This is a genomic window from Dactylosporangium fulvum, assembly GCF_025137375.1.
In the GTDB taxonomy this organism is placed as follows: domain Bacteria; phylum Actinomycetota; class Actinomycetes; order Mycobacteriales; family Micromonosporaceae; genus Dactylosporangium; species Dactylosporangium fulvum.
On the sequence record NZ_CP073720.1, the window covers coordinates 8266545 to 8284016 of the forward strand.

A 17472-nucleotide genomic window follows, 5' to 3' on the forward strand; every position below is an offset into this window, starting at 1 on the left:
GCTACCCGATGCCGGTCCGGAACGCCTGCCGATATGCGGACGGGGAGGTACGCATGGTGTTCGCGAAATGGTGGCGGAACGTCACCGGCGTCTCGAAGCCCACCGTGGCGGCGATCCGCTCGATCGGGGCGTCGGTCGTCTCATGCGACTGTCAGGAGCGTCTTGCCGACGGCGGTGCGGTCCTCGATCGCGCGGTGCGCGTCGGCGGCCCGCTCCAGCGGGAACTCCTGCCCGACCACGGGCCTGATCCGGCCGGCCGCCACCTCGGCGAGTGCCCGGCCGAGGTAGGCGCGGAACCGCTCGGGACGCAGCTGCACCGCCTCGATGCCGGTGGCGGTGATCCCGCGCGCCCGCGCCACCTCGGCGTCGGCCACCGCGAACCCGCCCGCGGGCGTGCCGTGTGCCGAGAACCGGCCGCCCTCGACGACCAGGTCGAACGCGGCCCGGCCGTAGTCGCCGCCGGCCCCGTCGAGCACCACGTCGAGGCCGCCGGTGGCCTCCCACACCTTGTCGACCCAGTCCGGCTCCGAGTAGTCGACGACGACGTCGGCGCCGAGTGCCCGGACACGGTCGAGTTTGGCGGTACCGCGGGCAGCCCCGACCACCGTCGCGCCGCTCGCGCGCGCCAGCTGCACCAGCAGCGTTCCCATGCCGCCACCGGCGGCGGTCACCAGCACCCGGTCCCCCGCCACGATCTTCACCACGTCGACGAGCGCCAGGGCGGTCGCGCCGTCGTGGATCACCGCCGCCGCGTCGTACAGGTCGACGGCGTCGGGCACCGGGACCAGGTCGGCGGCGGGCACCGCGGCCTTCGCGGCGTAGCCGCCCGTGTGGCCGGTCCGCACGATCACCCGCCGCCCGATCCACTGCGGATCGACCCCGCCGCCGCCCACCGTCGACACCGTCCCCGCGACGCCGACACCCGGCACGTACGGCAACTCGACCGGGAACACGGCGCCGCCGCCCCCGGCGCGGACCATCGTCTCCAGCCACAGGGTGTCGGCGACCGCGACGTCGACGATCGCCTCGCCCAGCCCCGGGAAGGGGTCGGGAACCTCCTTCGGGACGAGCACCTCCGGCCCGCCGAACCGGGCCACCTCGATCACACGCATGCGCCCAGCGTCCGACCTGAAGCGCACTTGAGGTCAACAGGACGGCCGGGGTGATCTCGCGGGTGACACCGGCATGGTCGCGGTCGCGCCGGGCAGCACCCCCGTCGTGGGTGACACACGACTGACGAGCGACCTGATCCTCCACGTCAACGGCCACGAGCACGAGCTGTCCGTGGACAACCGGGCCACCCTGCTCGACGTGCTGCGCGAGGATCTCGGTCTGCCGGGCACGAAGAAGGGCTGCGACCACGGGCAGTGCGGGGCCTGCACGGTGCTGCTGAACGGCCGGCGGGTCAACAGCTGCCTCATCCTCGCGGCCGGCGTCCGCGACGCCGAGGTGACCACCGTCGAAGGGCTCAGCGTCGGCGACGGCTTCCACCCGGTGCAGGAGGCGTTCGTGGCGCACGACGCGCTGCAGTGCGGCTATTGCACACCCGGGCAGGTGTGCTCGGTGGTCGGGATGCTCGACGAGGTCGAGCGCGGCTGGCCCAGCATCCTCACCGCCGACGTGACCGAGGAGTCCGTGAAGCTCGACGAGGCGGAGATCCGGGAACGGATGAGCGGCAACCTGTGCCGCTGCGGTGCCTACGTGAACATCGTCGCGGCCGTCGAGGAGGTGGCGGGCCGGTGAAACCGTTCGCCTACGAACGGGTCGGCGAACCGGCCGCCGCCCTCGCCACCATGGTCCGGCCGGGCACCGTGTACCTCGCCGGCGGCACCAATCTCGTCGACCTCATGAAGCTCGGGGTGGCCTGCCCGGACCTCGTGGTGGACGTGAACGACCTGCCGTACCGCGACATCGAGGCGCTGCCGGACGGCGGTATGCGCATCGGCGCCCTGGTGTCCAACAGCGACCTGGCGGCCGACCGCGACCTGCGGACCAGGTTCCCCGCGGTGTCGCTGGCGCTGCTGTCCGGCGCGTCCGGGCAACTGCGCAACCGCGCGACGGTCGGCGGGAACCTGCTCCAGCGCACCCGGTGCCGGTACTTCCAGGACGTCACCAAGGCGTGCAACAAGCGCGACCCCGGCGCGGGCTGCGCGGCCCGCGAGGGCGATCACCGGGACCTCGCGATCCTGGGCTCGTCGCCGCAGTGCATCGCCACGAACCCGTCGGACCTCGCGGTCGCACTGTCCATTATGGACGCCTCGATCGAGACCTACGGCCCGCACGGTCCGGACAGCTTCAGCATCCACGACTTCTACCGCCGCCCGGGCGAACGACCGGAACGGGACACGAACCTGCCGCACGGCTCGTTAGTGACGGGAGTCGTACTGCCACCGCTGCCGATGGCGGCCACGTCGACCTACCGCAAGGTCCGGGACCGGGCGTCGTTCGCGTTCGCCACCGCGTCGGTCGCCGCCGCCCTCGACGTGCGCGACGGCATCGTCCACGACGTGCGGCTGGCCTACGGCGCCGTCGCCCACCTGCCGTGGCGTGCGTGGGCCGCGGAGCGGGCGATGCGCGGCGCACCGGCCACCGTGGACACCTTCGAGCGCGCCGCCGACGAGGAACTGGCCGGCGCGCGTCCGTTGCGGGACAACGCCTTCAAGGTACCGCTGGTGCGGAACCTCACCGTGGCGGTCCTGCGCAAGATGACGGAGGCGAACTGGTGAGCGTCGCACAGGTCGGCCCGGTCCGGACGCGCGGCATCGGCGAGCCGATGCCGCGGGTCGAGGCGCGGGACAAGGTGACCGGGCACGCACCGTACGCCGTCGACCATCCGGTGCCGGGCGCCGTGTACGCCTGGCCGGTGCAGGCCGCCTTCGCCAAGGGCCGGGTGACCTCCGTGGACACCTCACCGGCGCTCGCCGTCGACGGCGTCCTCACCGTGCTGTGGCACGCCAACGCGCCCCGGCTCCAACCGGCCGGCGACCCGGGGATGCTGGTCCTGCAGGGACCCGAGATCCGGTTCCACGGCCAGATCGTCGCGCTGGTCGTCGCCACGTCGCTGGAGAGCGCCCGTGAGGGCGCCGACGCGGTGGTGGTCCACGCCAGGATCGAACCCGCCGACACCGTCCTGCGTACCGACCACCCCGGCCTGTACCACCCGGAGGTGGTCAACGCCGGCTACGTCGGCAGCACCGCGGTCGGCGACTTCGACGCCGGGTTCGAGGACGCCCCGGTGCGGGTCGACGCGACCTACCGCACCCCGGCCGAGCACCACAACCCGATGGAGCCGCACGCCACGACCGCGTTCTGGGAGCGCGGGCACCTGGTCGTCTTCGACTCCTCACAGTCCTCCTCGACCGTCAAGGACACCCTCGCCGGCCTGTTCGAGCTGCCGCCGCAGCTGGTGCGGGTGGTCAACGAGCACGTCGGCGGCGGGTTCGGCAGCAAGGGCACCGCACGTGTCAACGCGGTGCTCGCCGCGATGGCGTCGCGGCAGGTGGGCCGGCCGGTGAAGCTCGCCATGACCCGGAAGATGCTGTTCTCCACGGTCGGCTACCGCACACCGACCATCCAGCGGATCCGGCTCGGCGCCGACCTGGACGGGCGGCTGGTCGCGATCGCCCACGACGCGGTGAGCCAGACGTCGAAGATCGCCGAGTTCGTCGAGCAGAGCGCCGTCATCAGCCGGATCATGTACGCGGCGCCGAACCGCGCCACCTCGCATCGCGTCGTCGCCCTCGACGTGCCGCCACCGATCTGGATGCGCGCACCCGGCGAGTCCCCCGGGTCGTTCGCCCTCGAGTCGGCGATCGACGAGCTGGCCGTGGCCGGCGGCTGGGACCCGGTGCGGCTGCGCATCGACAACGACACGCGGACCGACCCGGAGGAGGGCATGCCGTTCAGCAGCCGGCACCTCGTCGAGTGCCTGCGCGAGGGCGCCGAGCGGTTCGGCTGGGAGGGCCGGGACCCGCGCCCCGCCATTCGCCGCGAGGGACAGTGGCTGATCGGCACCGGCGTCGCGGCGTCGACGTTCCCGGCGATCACGTGGCCGTCGACGGCGACCGTCCGGGCCACCGCCGACGACCACTTCGACGTCGAGGTCAACGGGGCGGACATCGGCACGGGCGCCCGCACGGTCCTGCGCCAGATCGCCGCCGACGCGCTCGGCGTGGCCTTGCCGTGCGTGGAGATCACGGTCGGCGACAGCGACATCGGCCCGGCACCGGTCGCCGGCGGCTCCATGGGCACGTCGTCGTGGGGCTGGGCGGTGACGAAGGCGTGCCGTCTCGTACGGGAACGGATCGACCGGGACTTCCACGGGCGTGTCCCGTCGGAGGGCGTCGCCGTCCGGGCCGACACCACGCCGGAGGTGTCGTCGCGGGAGCCCTACGCCCGGCATGCGTTCGGGGCACAGTTCTGCGAGGTCAGGGTGGACGCCTACACGGGCGAGATCCGCGTCGGCCGCCTGCTGGGCATGTTCGCGGCGGGCCGGATCGTCAACCCGACGACGGCCCGGTCACAGCTCCTGGGCGGCATGACGATGGGCCTCTCGATGGCGCTGCTCGAGCAGAGCATCATGGACTCCCGCACGGGCGACTACGTCACCGACGACCTGGCGAGCTATCACGTGGCCGTCAACGCCGACGTGCCGCGGATCGAGGTCGGTTGGCTGGACGAGGACGATCCGCACCTGAATCCGATGGGCTCGAAGGGCATCGGCGAGCTCGGCATCGTGGGCACGGCGGCCGCCGTGGCCAACGCGGTGTACCACGCCACCGGCATCCGCGTCCGCAAGCTCCCGATCACGATTGCCGACCTGCTGCAGTAGCCCACGCAGCCCGACCCGGCTGTCCACAACGCCGGGTGGCACACGTCACGTGTCATGACGGAAGGTCTCGGAAACGTCCCCGGTTGTAAGGGTTGAGCGACAGGGGCTCAACCTTGGAGGGACACATCATGTTGCTGCGCACCGCACCGTTCCGGGACTTCGACACCTTCGCCGGCCAGTTCTTCGACTCCACCCGCCGCGGCGCGAGCGCACCGCTCGACGCGTACCGCGACGGCGACACCTTCTACGTGGAGATCGACCTGCCCGGCGTCGACCCGGCCAGCATCGACGCGACCGTCGACCGCAACGTGCTCACGGTCCGCGCCGAGCGCACCCGCGCCCAGCGCGAGGGCCTGCGCCGCGTGATCACCGAGCGTGCGACCGGCACCGTCACCCGCCGGCTCGTCCTGGGCGACAGCCTCGACACCGACCGGCTCGAGGCGAACTACGACAACGGCGTGCTCACGCTGAGCATCCCGGTGGCCGAGAAGGCCCGGCCGCGCAAGATCGAAATCGGCACCGCGAACCGGGAGCTGGCCTCCGCCTAGTAGCCCCACCCCGAAATACGCGACGGGCCGCGACCCTGGCAGGGTCGCGGCCCGTCGCGTTTCGACGCGGATTTGCGAATCGATCGGCGTCGGCACCACCGGTAATTCCAGGGACGCCGGCGGTGATCATCGGCGGCATTCCCGGCGTTGCATTCCGGCGGCGAGGTTCCGTGCGTCGACAAAGCGATCGGCGCGACCGGCCGCCGGGCGTGGGAACGGGCCACGACCACGACGGCACGACCGCGCCGACGGTTGCTTGCCGTTGCGGCTAACGACCGGCCTCGGCGTGGTAGCGATCGACGATGTCCTGCTTGATCCGGCCCCGGTCGGAAACCTCGATCCCCTTCGCCTGCGCCCATTCCCGAATCGCACGGTTCTGGTCGCGGTCGCCGCGGGTGACGCTGCGACCGCGGACCTCCCGGCCGCGCGAGGTGGCCACGACGCCACCCCGTCCGATTTTCGTCGCGGCGGCGACGAACGGCGCCACCGCGTCACGCAGCTTCGCGGCGTTGGCGGCGGACAGGTCGATCTCGTACTGCACGCCGTCGAGCGCGAAGACGATACTCTCGGCGGCGGGCTTGCCGTCGATGTCGTCGATCAGCTCGTGGATGACGCGTTTTGCCATGAGTGGCCTTTCCTCGGGTGGTACCCATGTGTACAGAACCGATGTGTACAGAATCGATCCGGACCTCGGCACCGAGTGCACCGGCCGCATCATTCGGACACAAACAAGATACTTGGCGACATGCTACGCCTGGTTCCGGGCGAGATTACTCCCACCGTAGCCTTCTCGCGCGCTGGGTGTCGAAATCAGCCCGTCACGAAACGCATACAACACAAACGCGCACGATCGGTAAAGGCGACACGCGATAACCCGACGGACAGACCGCCGGGATGGAACCAGTGGCATCCACCCCGGCAGGATGGCCACGACTCACCCCGCAGCGCTGACGATCGCAGATGTGGAGTCAGGCGAGCATCCTCAGCGACAGCAGCAACGCCCCACCGACCACCAGGAGCAGGCCGCCCACGGAGACGATCCGTACCAGCCAGGAACCCTCCCGGACCAACCGGGTCCAGCGCAACAACTGTTCGCGCGTGAAATGCAACAGGCGCTTGGCCCAGTGGAACTCCAGCGCCAGGATGGCCAGGCCACCCAGGATGATCACCCAGCCCGGGCCCGGCAACGGCAGCAGCACCACACCGACGGCGATGACGAGGGTGCCGATCAGGGCAACGGCGATCTTCACCCCGAAACGGCCCACCCTGGTGGAGTGCAATCGGCGGCGCCAGCGCAGCACATGGGCCCGTATGCGAGCGGTCCGCAACCGCCAGGCAGCAGGAGAGTTCACACCGGGGCCTTTACCGCCAGGATCGGGAACACCGCCGACAGCGACACGCCGGAAGTCACCCTCGCGTGCGGCAGACGGCCCGGAATCAGGCGTAACGCCCGACCCGTCCACCTCACTGTCGCGCATTTATCGTTCCCTTCACTCCTTAACCCGTCACTCCCACGGACCACTGGACGTTACCGGAATGAATTGACGAACGGCCCATGGGCCACGTCAAGGACCCCGGTCACGCCCACGAAACCCGACATCGGTCGCATGATGTTCGGTTCACGGCAAATCGGGCCCAGAAACACTACAGAGTGAGATCGTAGAATCACTACCCGTAACACTGGGAATCGCCTCAACATAGGAGAGGCGGGGCACGGCATGCTCCGCAGCGGTGCCGGGGGGAGTACGACATGAGCGCTATCCGACCGTCGACCGTCGAGGTCGAAACATCCCTACGACTCGTCGCGCCCGACGCGACCGCGCTGCCGGTGCGAGCCAGCCTGCGCTACGACCCGAACGACCCGTACGCGGTGCACGTGCTCTTCCACGCGGAATCCGCGGGCGGCGAGCCGGTCAGCTGGTCGTTCGCACGTGAACTGCTGTTCACCGGGCTGGACGAGCCGGCGGGCATCGGGGACGTGCGGGTCTGGCCGTGGAACGGGCCGCGTGGCGACTTCGTCGCTCTCGCGCTGTCCTCGCCGGACGGCAACGCACTGTTCGAGGTGCCGCGCAGTGTCCTGGTCAGGTTCCTGCGCCGCACGTACAGTGTCGTGCCTCGCGGCCACGAGACCGACCACCTGGACGTCGACATGGCCGTGAACCGGCTCCTCGCCGGTCGCTGACCCGGCGCCCTCCTCGGCGTCCGATCAGCCCGCCAGCGGCAGCGCGGTGGCCAGCGGCCACGCCAGGACCACCGCGCCGACCACGGCCACCAGCCAGGCAGGCGCATCCCGCCGGCGCAGCACCACGACCCAGACCGCCTGTCAGGCGAGCAGGACCAGCAGCAGAGGCACCACCAGGACCACAGAACCGGGCGCCACGCCGACCGTCGCCGCAGCCAGCAGCCCGCCAGCTGCCAGCGCGAGGATCAGGACGTGGCGCCCGACGCGGTCTGCGCTCCGGCGCCGCATCCAGTCGTCGCCCGCGCACGGGAGCCGGCGCGGGTTCGTCCCCGTGGCCCGGGCCGCGGCTTTGCTGTAGTCACCGCGGCTAATCCCGAATCCAGGAGAAACTCCTGTGATTTCTCCCATCCTCGGTTCCCGGGACGGCGGGTGGTGAGCGCGCTACTGTTGCTCAAGTCGGTGTGCTGTGTGTCCCCGGGCCTCACCACACTGCCTTCACGGAATACCGTTCGGCTGGAGCCGTGTCGCGCCTATCGCCGCGAGGCGACCTGGCACACCGACCCAAAACTTTCCCTCACTGCAGCACCGCGTAGACCACGATGTTGTCGCGGTAGGAGTGGCGACCGGCGTCGAACTCACCACCGCAGGTGATGAGCCGCAGTTCCGGCACCGGCGTCGGGCCGTAGACCCGGCTGCTGGGAAACTTCGCCTTCGCGTAGTGCTCGCTCGCCGTCACGGAGAACGTCAGCCAGGTCCCGCCCCGGCGCACCTCGACCTTGTCGCCGGCCTTGAGCTGGTGCAGCTTGTAGAACACCGCCGGGCCGGTCTTCGAGTCGACGTGACCGGCGAACACCGCCGGTCCGGGATCACCCGGGACCGTCCCCTGCGCGAACCACCCCGCCTCGCCGTAGGCCTTCGGGCTGGCCAGCACGCCCGCCGCGTCCATGTTCAGCGACTCCAGGGCGGTGTCGACCCTCAGCGACGGGATCCGCAGCCGGCTCGGTGGGGTGCCGTCGTCAGCCACCTCGGACGAGAGATCGATGCTGTTCGGCACGATCCACGTCGACTCGCCGGCGTCGAGATCAACCCGCCGGCCGACGAGGGTCGCGGCACCGACGTAGACCGGCGCGGCGAGGGCCAGCACACACAGGATCAGGGTGACCGTGCGCCGGCGGGCGGAGGTCAGGCGAAACGCTCGATGCCTGACGACCCGCCCGTTCGACGTACGCATGACCGCAGCTTACGAACGGGCGCGCATCCGGGCCCGCCGCAGGAACAGGCCGCCGGCGACCGCGAGCAGCAGCGCCGCGGCGGCGCCGATCGGCAGCCAGGCGCCCGCGCCCCGGTCCTCGTCCGCCGTGCCGCCACCACCGGTGTCGACGCCGCCCGCCGGGACACCGCCGCTCGACGCGTCGGTGCGCAACTGCGCGGTCAGGCCGTTCTTGCCGTCGAGGACGATCAGCGAGTACACACTGCCGGCCTTGAGCGGCGCGGTGACGGTCGTCGCCGAGGCCGACGCGTCAGGCGCGGACAGCCGCAGCGTCCACCGGCCCGGGTCGACCGTCTGGTACGAGGTCGTGGTGGCGAACTGCACGCCGTCGGCGATCTTCGTCCCGTTGGAGACGGCGACGTCGAGGACCGGCTGCCGCACGGACGCCTGGACGACCCGAACCTTGGCCTTGCCCGCGTCGGGCAGGCCCAGGTCGTCGACGATCACCCGCAGGCCGAGGTCGGCGAACCTGCCGACGCCGGCCACGGTGTAGGCCTTGCCTTCCTCGACCGTGGCCTGGGCGCTGAGGATCGGAGCGCTGTCCGCGGCGGCGCCGGGCGAGCGCATCGCCACGGCATAGGTCCCGGGCGGCAGCGGCAGGTACTTCGACACCACGCCGTAACCGACCGCCGGGAACTTCTGCTGCGGCACAGCCCCCGAGACCGAGCTCAGGTAGACGTCGACGGCGGGAGTGTCGGGCGACAGGTGCGCGAGCCGGACGTAGCCGACGCCGGCGGCAGCCGCCGGGGAGGCGTCGACCACCGCCAGTCCGATGCCCACGAGTGCCATCGCGGCGAACGCCGCGAGCCGCCGGCGGGGAGGTGCAACGGTCACGTTTCTCTTCCCCTTGCTCGAACCGCGAAGATCACATCGAGTTGCGGGTGGAGCGCGCCCGTCGGAGAGGAACGTGAGTAATCCGCACGGGCACCATAGGTACTGATCGCGGTGAGTCTGGCATGTCCGTGAGCAATTCGCCACCCGCCGCGACAACCACGTGTACGGTGCCCGCCGTCCGCCCGGCACGCAACCGCCGGACGGACGAGTCAACCTACCGAGTGGTACGAATCAATGAATGATCATCGAGGAGTGCCGAAGTCCTGGGTCCAGATCGCGGTCTTGCCCTGGTACGCCAGGCCGACGCCGAGATCCTTGAGGTTGCAGTTGAGGATGTTGGCCCGGTGCCCGGAGCTGTTCATCCACGCCTTCATGACCTCTTCGGGCGTGCGCTGGCCCTTGGCGATGTTCTCCGCGGCGCCCGACCAGCGGTAACCCTCGTTGCTGATCCGGGTGGCGAAGTCGACGCCCTCGGGGGTGTCGTGGGAGAAGTAGTCGCGGGCGGCCATGTCGGCGGAGTGCTTGCGGGCCGCGGTGGCGAGCTTGGTGTTGGCGGCGAGCGGCTTGCAGCCCGCCTTCGCGCGCTCGTTGTTCGCGATCGCGAGGACCTGCGCCTCATAGCTCGCGTTGGCCGGGACCGCGGCGGTCGTCTTCGGCTTCGCCGGCGGCGTGGTCTGCGTCTTCGCCGGCGCCGAAGACGTCGTCGGGCCGGGTGCCGGGGAGGCGGTCGTGGCCTCGGCCGGGCTGGGCGCGGCGCCCAGGGCGTCCGGTTCGGCGAACGCGTCGGCCGACGGGTCACCGGCGGACTCCGACGACGCGGCACCCGCGACGGTGGCGGTATCCGCGGACGAGGACGAGAAGCGGCCCAGCAGCAGCGAGCCGCCGACCGTGGCGGCACCGACGACGAGCAGGGCGGCCACGCCGACGCCGACGGCGAGCACCAGGCGCGAGCCGCGCCGGTGCTGCGGCACGTGCTCCTCCCCGGCGGGAGCGTAGGGCTCATTGGGCTCGTGCGGCTCGTAGGGGTGATACGAGTCCGGACGACCGTCGCCGAACGCTGACACCAGGAGCCTCCAAGGCACAGACGGAACCAACTCTTGCGAAGCCTAGGCAGCCGTACCGTGTCCGAGTCGTGCACCGATGCCGATTTAACAGCGGTCTAAGGCAAACTTATGCCGTCGATGCGTCGGGTAACAGCGCACTCACGACCCGCCGCAGCACCGCCGTGGCGGACGGCACGTCGAGGTGCAGATCGTCACGCCACATCGACCAGCCGGTGAACGTCACCGCCACCGTCAGCGCGTCGAGCACCTCGGACCGCGCGTCACCGGCGGCGGCGAGCTCGGCGGCGAAGAGCGTCTCGACCTCCTCGCGGGCGGTGTTGATGTACCACTCGCGGTTTCGCCGCAGCTGCGCCGAGAACGGCTCCCGGATCCGCGCGGCACGCGCGGCCGGCGCGATCAGCTCCAGCAGGCGGGCACGCTGCTCGCAGTACAACTCGATCCGGCGCGGCAGCGGGAGCTCCGGCGGCACCGGGCGGAACTCCGCGACCTGGCGCTCCATCAGGCGTTCGCCGGCCGCGGCGAACAGCCGCTCCATGTCCTTGAAGTTGGTCCACAGTGCACGCAGGGACACCCCCGCCCGCTCGGCGATCCGCTCGGCCGTCGGCTTGAGCTCGCCCTCTTCCAGCAGCGCGAGGTGCGCGTCGGTGATCGCGCGCCGGGTGCGCTCGGCACGCAGGGTCCGCCCGTCGACTCGCTGCCGCAGCCCCTGATCGCTCATGACCAGTCAGCCTACGTGCCGCCGCGGCGCGGGACCCTCTACGGTGAGGTACGTGGCATTGCGCACCGTGCACGACATCGACATCGAGCTACCCACCCTCGACCCGGGGGAACTCGAGCCGGTCACCGCGCCGTGGGGCGGCAACCTCAACGACGCACATGTGCAGACCGGCCGCGCCATCCGCACCACGCTCATCGACGCCCGGCTCCGCCGCGCCCACCTGGAGAACCTGGACCTCAACGGAGTGGTCTGGGAGGACGTCACGGTGAGCGGCTGCCGGTTCGACAAGGTCGACTTCACCGCCGCGCGGCTCACCGGGCTCTCGCTGGAACGGGTCCACTTCGTCAACTGCAAGCTCACCTGGGCCCACCTGGCGGAGTCGAAGCTGAGCAACGTGCTGTTCGAGGGCTGCCGCCTCGACGCCGCGACGCTCGACGACGTGACGACGGCCGGTCCGACCGGGTTCGTCGGCTGCGTGCTGGTCAACACGGTCCTGCGCGACTGCGTGCTCGACCGGGCCGCCATGCAGGGCTGCCGGCTGCGGCAGATGTCGTTTGAGAGCTGCGACCTGCGCGGCGCCGACCTGCGCGGCAACCAGCTGTCGGAGGTGAGCGGGATGAGCAGCCTGCGGGGGGTGACGATCGAGCCGGCCCAGTTGCCGGGCCTCACCGACGCGGTGATGCGGGACCTCGGCGTGATCGTGCGCGGCCCGAAAGGCTGACCCGCCGGCGGGACCGCTGGGGGCGCAGCGCGGGCCGCTCGTCGACGCAGTTGGCGGTCGCGGCGGGCAGCGCGTCGATCAGGTCACGCGGGTCGGCGTCGACGGCGCCGTCGACGCTGCCGAACACGGCGATCCCGCTCATCCCGGCCGCGACGCCGAGCCACGAGCGGATCGCCGGCGACGGGGCGGCGAGGCGGACCTCGCCACCCCGGTCACGGGCCGTGTCTGCGACGCTCACGAGCAGGGCGGCCCCCACGGTGTCGCAGACCGTCACCTGCGAGACGTCGAGCACCAGCCGGGGTTCGTGCGCGGCGAGGCACCCGGCCAGCACCGGCTCCACCGTCGCGACGGTCCCGTCCACCAGCAGCCCGTGCAGGGCCAGCACGACAGCACTCATCGTCTCCGACGGTACTGGCACCGGCCACCGGTGTCAGCGGACACACGGTGGACCCCGCACGGGTCACTCGTGCACCGGCGACGGCTCGAAGGGTCAGGCGCGGATGGCGTCGAGGGCCTTCTTCAGCGCCTTCGGCTCGGTCGGCCTCGTCGGTGCGGACGGGCGCAGCTCCAACATCCTGGCGCCGAGCTCCTGGAGCTCGTCACGGCCGAGGGCCTCGCGGACCTTCGGGAACCACTCCTGTTCCTCCTCCTCGACGTGGTGGGTCACGTTCTCGATGAGGACCGTGACCTTGGCGTCGAAGTGCTCGTCCTCGGGTCCCATCGTGGCGAGCTCCATGCAGAGCACATCGGCCACGTGGTGTTCCTCATAGGACTCGAGGACGTCGTCCTCCAGGTCGGGCACGAGCCGCCGGACCTCCGGGTACATGACCTCGTTCTCGAGGTACGTGTGCACCGTCAGCCCTTCGAGGATCTGCTCGACGATCTTCGCCTTCCGGGTCGCCGGGCCGTCCTCGTTCGCCTGGAACTCCTTGAACAACCGCCTCATGTTCTTGTGGTCCTCTTTGAGGAGCACGATCGCGTCAGTCGACATGACCATCGGGTTACCCCTGGGCTAGCGCCTCACACTCACGACCACCCCGGATCCGTGGTCGAGCTCGACCGTCACCAGATCGGGGTGCTCGACGAGGGCCCGGCGGACCCCCCGCTGCACGGCCTTGAAGTCCTCCGGCCACCCGTCGATCTCGGTCATGTCGTCGACCACGAGCGTCCCCCTGGAGTTGATCTTCGCGACGGTACGGTCCAGCCCCTCGGTCTTCCCGCCACGCGCGTCCGCGAAGACGAGGTCGAAGCCGCCCTCGACCGCCGCCAGGAACTCCAGCGCGTCGCCGACCCGCAGCTCCACAAAGGACGGCCAGTCCTCCCGGGCGGCGACGGCCGCGGTCGCCGGGTCGACCTCGACGGTGGTCACGGTGACGTCGGTGCGGGGCAGCAGGCCCGAGACCAGCCAGGCGGTCCCGACGCCGGCGCCCGTGCCGATCTCCAGCACCCGCGCGCCGGGCGGCAGGGCCGCGGCCAGGACGGCGAGGAGCCGGCCGACCGGCGGCTCGCAGGACAGGCCGAATCCGTTGGCCTCGGCCCGGGCGTAGGCGGCATCGACAAGATTCATGGGTGCATACCCTAGCGAGGATCCCGTCACGGCGCGTGCAAAGCTTGTCCCCCGTGAAGTCACTGCGGATCATCACGATCACCGCCGCCTTGCTCGCCCTCGGCGCCTGCGGTGAGTCCGGCACTCCCCCGCCGTCGGCCGACAAGGACGCGGCGGAGCAGAGTGCCACGAACACGTACGAGGTCAAGGAAGACGTCAGCGTCGTCGAGGTGAACAGCCTGGGCGGCACCATCAAGGTGAGCGTCGGCAACGGTCCGACGATCAAGGTGACGGAGACCCAGCAGTACCGCAGCGACAAGCCGGGCCGCAAGCAGACCGTGGAGGGCGGGGAGCTGGTGCTCGCCTCGACCGGCTGCCCGAAGAACAACTGCTCGATCTCCTACGAGCTGCAGATCCCGTCGACGCTCTCACTGCGGCTCGACAGCTCGGGCGGCGCGGTCACGCTCAACGGCATGACCGGCCTCATCGACGTGGCGACGGACGGCGGCCCTCTCAACGGCGAGGCGCTCGCGCCGCCGGAGCTCAACGCACGCACCGGCGGCGGCCCGATCGAGCTGCGGGTCACCCAGGCGCCCGACCGGATCAGGGTCGACAGCGGCGGCGCGAACGTCAACATGCGGCTGACCTCGGACGCCTACGCCCTGCAGACCGAGCTCGACGGCGGCAAGCAGAGCGGGTCGATCAAGACCGACGCCGGCTCGGCCCACAAGGTGCACATCGCCACCGGCGGCGGCGACCTGCTGTTCGTCTAGAGCAGCGTTTCGTGATCCGGCTGATGGGATCACGAGGCGGTTGGCCAGGTCGTGGCCCGTGCCTCGTTCCACCGGATCAAGGTCGGGGCGTAGCCGGGCAGGCGGACGGCGTGCAGCCACGAGGCCTGCCCGGCCGGCCGGTCGGTCATCCGCCGGCTGCGGTGGGTGTTGCCCGGACCTGAATGGCCCGGCGGTGCCAGCCGCGCCGGGGACCGAACCCCTTTCCGCCCGGCCCGGCGGCCGCCCGCCCGGACCGCCGGCAACCGCACCGGATCTCCCCAGCCACGGCCGGCTCAGCAACCACGGCCGGGCTCGACGACTCGCGACCGGACTTGACGGCTCGCGGCCGGGCTTGGCGGCCCGCGACCAGGCTCCACAGCTCGCAGCCGGGCTTGGCGGCTTCGCGAGGCGGTGCATGGGTCGCCGATCCGGCCGACGCGCCGGCGCCGATCGCTCATGCGCACCAGCTCAGCGATCTTGTCCGGCTTCTTCATGATCCGGAAGACTTCGCGCCCAATAGCAGCGTCAAGTCTTCCAGATCATGAGCATGTCCGAAACCCGCTATCCGGATGGGTCGATGTGGAGGCCGCCTCTCCAGCTTGTCCACAACAAGGGGTGCAGAGCGACGCCGTCGACGCCCAACCAGCCGGCGCGCTCCCACTGTTTGCCCGACGCGACCAAACCGGACGTCCTCATGATCCCGAAGGGCTTGTGCAGCCAGGGAGCCTGTCGCGCAATTCGGATCCCTCGCGCGTCAACCCCGACAACCGCGCCGATCTTGGAGTTGTGGTCCTTGACAAACCCGGACAAATTCGGAGGTTCATGGCGCCACAACTCCAAGATCGGCGCGTAGTTGGGCCGCCAACGCTGTCCCAGCGAATTACGCAACAGGCTCCCAGGGGTGCACCAAGTCTCCGTGATCATGAAACAGCGGCCACCGTGCCGGCGTGATCGCGAACGCATCGTGATCACGAGCCACAAGCCGGCCGGAACCCACGCGGCAACGCCGAGCCTCCGCGATCACCGATCCGGCCGGCGACCGGCCCGAGCAGGACGCCGACCGTGCTGGAGTCCGGCGGTCCGACGACCGGATCCGCCCATTGGTCAATGATCGTTAGTCGATGAGCGCGCTGTAGACGAGCTGGCGGAGCTGGGGGCGCAGCGGATACGTGCTGGACGGCATCAGCTGGGTGTAGAGGCCGACGGTGAGCCGCTCGACAGGATCCACCCAGAAGGCCGTGCTCGCCGCGCCGCCCCAGTAGTACGTGCCGGGGCTGCTCCACACACGCGCCGGCACCGGATCGCGGACCACCGCGAAGCCGAGGCCGAAGCCGATGCCCTCGAACGTCGTCTCGGCGAACCCGCCGGTCTGGAGGGTGTCGAGGTCCACGCCGCCGGGCAGGTGGTTGCGGGTCATGAACCCGATCGTGCGGCTGCTGAGCAGGCGCTCCCCCGCCAGGGTGCCGCCCTGCAGGAGCATCTGCATGAACCGCTGGTAGTCGGCGGCGGTCGAGATGAGGCCGCCGCCGCCCGACGGGACGGTCGGCTCCTCGAAGGCGGCCTTGCCGATCGGGTCGAACCGCGTCGCCCTGCCGTCGGGGCCCGGCACGTACAGCGCCGCCATCCGCTTCGAACCGGCCTCGACCGACCAGCAGGTGTCGACCATGCCCAGCGGCTCGAAGATCCGGGTCCGCAGGAAGCCGGGCAGCGACTGGCCGGAGACTACCTCGACGAGCCGGCCGAGCACGTCGGTCGAGACGCCGTAGCCCCACGCCGTGCCGGGCTGGAACAGCAGCGGCAGCGCCGCCCAGTCGCGGGACGCCTGGGCGAGGTCGACGCCGGTCTTGGGCAGCACGTCGTAACCGGCCTTGCGGTAGAGGGCGTCGACGACCGAGGTCTGCAGGAAGCCGTACGTGAGGCCGGACGTGTGGGTGAGCAGGTGCCAGACGCGGATCGGCTCGACGGCCGGCACGGTGAACGGCTGGCTCGCCGAGCCCTTGTCGTAGACCCTGACGTCGGCGAACTCAGGCAGCCACCGGCTGATCGGGTCGGTCAGCTCGAAGCGGCCCTCCTCCCACAGCATCATCGCGGCGACCGAGGTGATGGGCTTGGTCATCGAGTAGATGCGCCACTGGGTGTCCGGCTCGACCGGCAGGCCGGCCTCGGCGTCACGCGCGCCGTAGGTGCTGCTGTGTGCCACCTTGCCGTCACGCGCGACGACGATCTGCCATCCGGCCAGCCGGCCGTCGTCGACATACCCGGCGAAGTGGGCGTCCAGGCGGGCCAGCCGCCGCGCGTCGAATCCGGCCTGCTCGGGCGCCACCTCGCGGTCGATGTTCACATCGCGGACTCTATGCTCGCCCGCTCCGGGAGATCAAGAAATCGCGAGCTGCTCGGCCCCTTGCACCACCCTGTCCACGAACCCGTACTCCACCGCCTCCTGCGCGGTGAACCAGCGGTCGCGGTCGGAGTCGGCCTCGATCTGTTCCGGGATCTGGCCGGTGTGCTCGGCGATGAGCCGCTGCACGATCTGCTTGGTCAGCAACAACTGCTCCGCCTGGATCGCGATGTCGGCCGTCGTGCCGCCGATACCGCCGGACGGCTGGTGCATGACGACCCGCGAGTGCGGCAGCGCGAACCGCTTGCCGGGGGTGCCTGCGCTGAGCAGGAACTGCCCCATCGACGCAGCAATGCCCATGACCACCGTCGACACGTCGTTGCGGATGAAGCGCATCGTGTCGTAGATGGCCATCCCGGCGTGCACGGCGCCGCCGGGTGAGTTGATCCAGAGGCTGATGTCCTTCTCGGAGTCCTCGGCGGCCAGGAGGATCAGCTGGCCGCAGATGCGGTTGGCACTCTCGTCGTTGACCTCGGTGCCGAGCACGATGATGCGCTTGGCGAGTAGCCGCTCGAAGACGGCACTGTCGAAGGGGATCTCAAGGTCGGCCATGCGGTGGGCTCCTTCCCGGGCCTGGCTTGCTCCTT

Annotated in this window: 20 protein-coding genes and 1 pseudogene; 7 read left to right on the forward strand and 14 right to left on the reverse strand. The window is 70.6% G+C overall.

What is annotated here, in order from left to right:
* Nucleotide 1: 1 nt before the first annotated feature.
* Both Dfulv_RS37830 and Dfulv_RS37835 read right to left on the reverse strand, forming a co-directional pair.
* Nucleotides 2-142: pseudogene (locus tag Dfulv_RS37830) on the reverse strand (helix-turn-helix domain-containing protein); the annotation flags it as partial.
* Nucleotides 141-1112 (reverse strand): zinc-binding dehydrogenase, encoded by a 972-nt coding sequence (locus tag Dfulv_RS37835; protein WP_259858615.1) that lies wholly within the window; start codon nucleotides 1110-1112, stop codon nucleotides 141-143. The pseudogene Dfulv_RS37830 and the gene Dfulv_RS37835, both read right to left, overlap by 2 nt.
* 73 nt (nucleotides 1113-1185) lie before the next feature.
* Here Dfulv_RS37835 and Dfulv_RS37840 point away from each other — a divergent pair, with 73 nt between their 5' ends.
* From Dfulv_RS37840 to Dfulv_RS37855, 4 genes are all read left to right on the forward strand, one after another.
* On the forward strand, nucleotides 1186-1743 hold the full coding sequence (locus Dfulv_RS37840; RefSeq protein ID WP_259858616.1) for a 2Fe-2S iron-sulfur cluster-binding protein: 558 nt from the start codon (nucleotides 1186-1188) through the stop codon (nucleotides 1741-1743).
* Nucleotides 1740-2726 carry an FAD binding domain-containing protein gene (locus Dfulv_RS37845; RefSeq protein WP_259858617.1) on the forward strand — a complete coding sequence of 329 codons (987 nt, stop codon included), beginning with the start codon at nucleotides 1740-1742 and terminating at the stop codon, nucleotides 2724-2726. The genes Dfulv_RS37840 and Dfulv_RS37845 overlap by 4 nt, the downstream gene beginning before the upstream one ends.
* Nucleotides 2723-4831, forward strand: a complete 2109-nt coding sequence (locus Dfulv_RS37850) for a xanthine dehydrogenase family protein molybdopterin-binding subunit (protein WP_259858618.1) — start codon at nucleotides 2723-2725, stop codon at nucleotides 4829-4831. The genes Dfulv_RS37845 and Dfulv_RS37850 overlap by 4 nt, the downstream gene beginning before the upstream one ends.
* A gap of 128 nt (nucleotides 4832-4959) precedes the next feature.
* On the forward strand, nucleotides 4960-5379 hold the full coding sequence (locus Dfulv_RS37855) for an Hsp20/alpha crystallin family protein (protein WP_259858619.1): 420 nt from the start codon (nucleotides 4960-4962) through the stop codon (nucleotides 5377-5379).
* A 268-nt stretch (nucleotides 5380-5647) separates the two neighbouring features.
* On the opposite strand, the gene Dfulv_RS37860 is transcribed toward Dfulv_RS37855, so the two are convergent.
* Together Dfulv_RS37860 and Dfulv_RS37865 are read right to left on the reverse strand one after the other, a co-directional pair.
* On the reverse strand, nucleotides 5648-6004 hold the full coding sequence (locus Dfulv_RS37860; RefSeq protein WP_259868915.1) for a histone-like nucleoid-structuring protein Lsr2: 357 nt from the start codon (nucleotides 6002-6004) through the stop codon (nucleotides 5648-5650).
* Nucleotides 6005-6347: 343 nt separating this feature from the next.
* Nucleotides 6348-6857 (reverse strand): TIGR02611 family protein, encoded by a 510-nt coding sequence (locus tag Dfulv_RS37865; RefSeq protein WP_259858620.1) that lies wholly within the window; start codon nucleotides 6855-6857, stop codon nucleotides 6348-6350.
* Nucleotides 6858-7129: 272 nt separating this feature from the next.
* Between Dfulv_RS37865 and Dfulv_RS37870 the strand changes: the two genes are divergently transcribed.
* The gene (locus Dfulv_RS37870; protein ID WP_259858621.1) at nucleotides 7130-7561 is read left to right on the forward strand and encodes an SsgA family sporulation/cell division regulator; all 432 of its coding nucleotides are present in this window, start codon (nucleotides 7130-7132) and stop codon (nucleotides 7559-7561) included.
* A gap of 141 nt (nucleotides 7562-7702) precedes the next feature.
* Here Dfulv_RS37870 and Dfulv_RS37875 read toward each other — a convergent pair whose 3' ends face one another.
* The 5 genes from Dfulv_RS37875 to Dfulv_RS37895 form a co-directional block, all read right to left on the reverse strand.
* A complete protein-coding gene (locus Dfulv_RS37875) occupies nucleotides 7703-7849 on the reverse strand; it encodes a hypothetical protein (RefSeq protein ID WP_259858622.1) in 147 nt (48 codons plus the stop codon).
* A 286-nt stretch (nucleotides 7850-8135) separates the two neighbouring features.
* The gene (locus Dfulv_RS37880; RefSeq protein ID WP_259858623.1) at nucleotides 8136-8792 is read right to left on the reverse strand and encodes a class F sortase; all 657 of its coding nucleotides are present in this window, start codon (nucleotides 8790-8792) and stop codon (nucleotides 8136-8138) included.
* Between the two features lie 9 nt (nucleotides 8793-8801).
* Nucleotides 8802-9665, reverse strand: a complete 864-nt coding sequence (locus Dfulv_RS37885) for a DUF4397 domain-containing protein (RefSeq protein WP_259858624.1) — start codon at nucleotides 9663-9665, stop codon at nucleotides 8802-8804.
* Between the two features lie 242 nt (nucleotides 9666-9907).
* Nucleotides 9908-10729, reverse strand: coding sequence for a CAP domain-containing protein (locus Dfulv_RS37890; RefSeq protein ID WP_259858625.1), 822 nt, complete (start codon nucleotides 10727-10729; stop codon nucleotides 9908-9910).
* Nucleotides 10730-10835: 106 nt separating this feature from the next.
* Nucleotides 10836-11447, reverse strand: a complete 612-nt coding sequence (locus tag Dfulv_RS37895; RefSeq protein WP_259858626.1) for a TetR/AcrR family transcriptional regulator — start codon at nucleotides 11445-11447, stop codon at nucleotides 10836-10838.
* A 52-nt stretch (nucleotides 11448-11499) separates the two neighbouring features.
* Here Dfulv_RS37895 and Dfulv_RS37900 point away from each other — a divergent pair, with 52 nt between their 5' ends.
* The gene (locus tag Dfulv_RS37900; protein WP_259858627.1) at nucleotides 11500-12168 is read left to right on the forward strand and encodes a pentapeptide repeat-containing protein; all 669 of its coding nucleotides are present in this window, start codon (nucleotides 11500-11502) and stop codon (nucleotides 12166-12168) included.
* On the opposite strand, the gene Dfulv_RS37905 is transcribed toward Dfulv_RS37900, so the two are convergent.
* From Dfulv_RS37905 to Dfulv_RS37915, 3 genes are all read right to left on the reverse strand, one after another.
* Nucleotides 12113-12565 carry an STAS domain-containing protein gene (locus tag Dfulv_RS37905; protein ID WP_259858628.1) on the reverse strand — a complete coding sequence of 151 codons (453 nt, stop codon included), beginning with the start codon at nucleotides 12563-12565 and terminating at the stop codon, nucleotides 12113-12115. The two genes, Dfulv_RS37900 and Dfulv_RS37905, sit on opposite strands and share 56 nt — an antisense overlap.
* A gap of 93 nt (nucleotides 12566-12658) precedes the next feature.
* Entirely contained in the window at nucleotides 12659-13159 is a 501-nt protein-coding gene (locus Dfulv_RS37910; protein ID WP_259858629.1) for a hemerythrin domain-containing protein, read from the reverse strand.
* Between the two features lie 21 nt (nucleotides 13160-13180).
* A complete protein-coding gene (locus Dfulv_RS37915; RefSeq protein WP_259858630.1) occupies nucleotides 13181-13735 on the reverse strand; it encodes an O-methyltransferase in 555 nt (184 codons plus the stop codon).
* A gap of 53 nt (nucleotides 13736-13788) precedes the next feature.
* Between Dfulv_RS37915 and Dfulv_RS37920 the strand changes: the two genes are divergently transcribed.
* A complete protein-coding gene (locus tag Dfulv_RS37920; RefSeq protein WP_259858631.1) occupies nucleotides 13789-14487 on the forward strand; it encodes a DUF4097 family beta strand repeat-containing protein in 699 nt (232 codons plus the stop codon).
* A 1114-nt stretch (nucleotides 14488-15601) separates the two neighbouring features.
* On the opposite strand, the gene Dfulv_RS37925 is transcribed toward Dfulv_RS37920, so the two are convergent.
* Nucleotides 15602-16828, reverse strand: coding sequence for a serine hydrolase domain-containing protein (locus Dfulv_RS37925; protein WP_259858632.1), 1227 nt, complete (start codon nucleotides 16826-16828; stop codon nucleotides 15602-15604).
* Between the two features lie 33 nt (nucleotides 16829-16861).
* Nucleotides 16862-17437 carry an ATP-dependent Clp protease proteolytic subunit gene (locus Dfulv_RS37930; protein WP_259858633.1) on the reverse strand — a complete coding sequence of 192 codons (576 nt, stop codon included), beginning with the start codon at nucleotides 17435-17437 and terminating at the stop codon, nucleotides 16862-16864.
* Nucleotides 17438-17472: the final 35 nt, after the last annotated feature.

What these genes read in the sequence shown, in the direction of transcription:
- Dfulv_RS37835 (WP_259858615.1), bottom strand. Translation starts at nt 1,112, where the DNA reads ATGCGTGTGATCGAGGTGGCCCGGTTCGGCGGGCCGGAGGTGCTCGTC.
- Dfulv_RS37840 (WP_259858616.1), top strand. Translation starts at nt 1,186, where the DNA reads ATGGTCGCGGTCGCGCCGGGCAGCACCCCCGTCGTGGGTGACACACGA.
- Dfulv_RS37855 (WP_259858619.1), top strand. Translation starts at nt 4,960, where the DNA reads ATGTTGCTGCGCACCGCACCGTTCCGGGACTTCGACACCTTCGCCGGC.
- Dfulv_RS37860 (WP_259868915.1), bottom strand. Translation starts at nt 6,004, where the DNA reads ATGGCAAAACGCGTCATCCACGAGCTGATCGACGACATCGACGGCAAG.
- Dfulv_RS37865 (WP_259858620.1), bottom strand. Translation starts at nt 6,857, where the DNA reads ATGCGCGACAGTGAGGTGGACGGGTCGGGCGTTACGCCTGATTCCGGG.
- Dfulv_RS37870 (WP_259858621.1), top strand. Translation starts at nt 7,130, where the DNA reads ATGAGCGCTATCCGACCGTCGACCGTCGAGGTCGAAACATCCCTACGA.
- Dfulv_RS37875 (WP_259858622.1), bottom strand. Translation starts at nt 7,849, where the DNA reads ATGCGGCGCCGGAGCGCAGACCGCGTCGGGCGCCACGTCCTGATCCTC.
- Dfulv_RS37880 (WP_259858623.1), bottom strand. Translation starts at nt 8,792, where the DNA reads ATGCGTACGTCGAACGGGCGGGTCGTCAGGCATCGAGCGTTTCGCCTG.
- Dfulv_RS37895 (WP_259858626.1), bottom strand. Translation starts at nt 11,447, where the DNA reads ATGAGCGATCAGGGGCTGCGGCAGCGAGTCGACGGGCGGACCCTGCGT.
- Dfulv_RS37905 (WP_259858628.1), bottom strand. Translation starts at nt 12,565, where the DNA reads ATGAGTGCTGTCGTGCTGGCCCTGCACGGGCTGCTGGTGGACGGGACC.
- Dfulv_RS37910 (WP_259858629.1), bottom strand. Translation starts at nt 13,159, where the DNA reads ATGTCGACTGACGCGATCGTGCTCCTCAAAGAGGACCACAAGAACATG.
- Dfulv_RS37915 (WP_259858630.1), bottom strand. Translation starts at nt 13,735, where the DNA reads ATGAATCTTGTCGATGCCGCCTACGCCCGGGCCGAGGCCAACGGATTC.
- Dfulv_RS37930 (WP_259858633.1), bottom strand. Translation starts at nt 17,437, where the DNA reads ATGGCCGACCTTGAGATCCCCTTCGACAGTGCCGTCTTCGAGCGGCTA.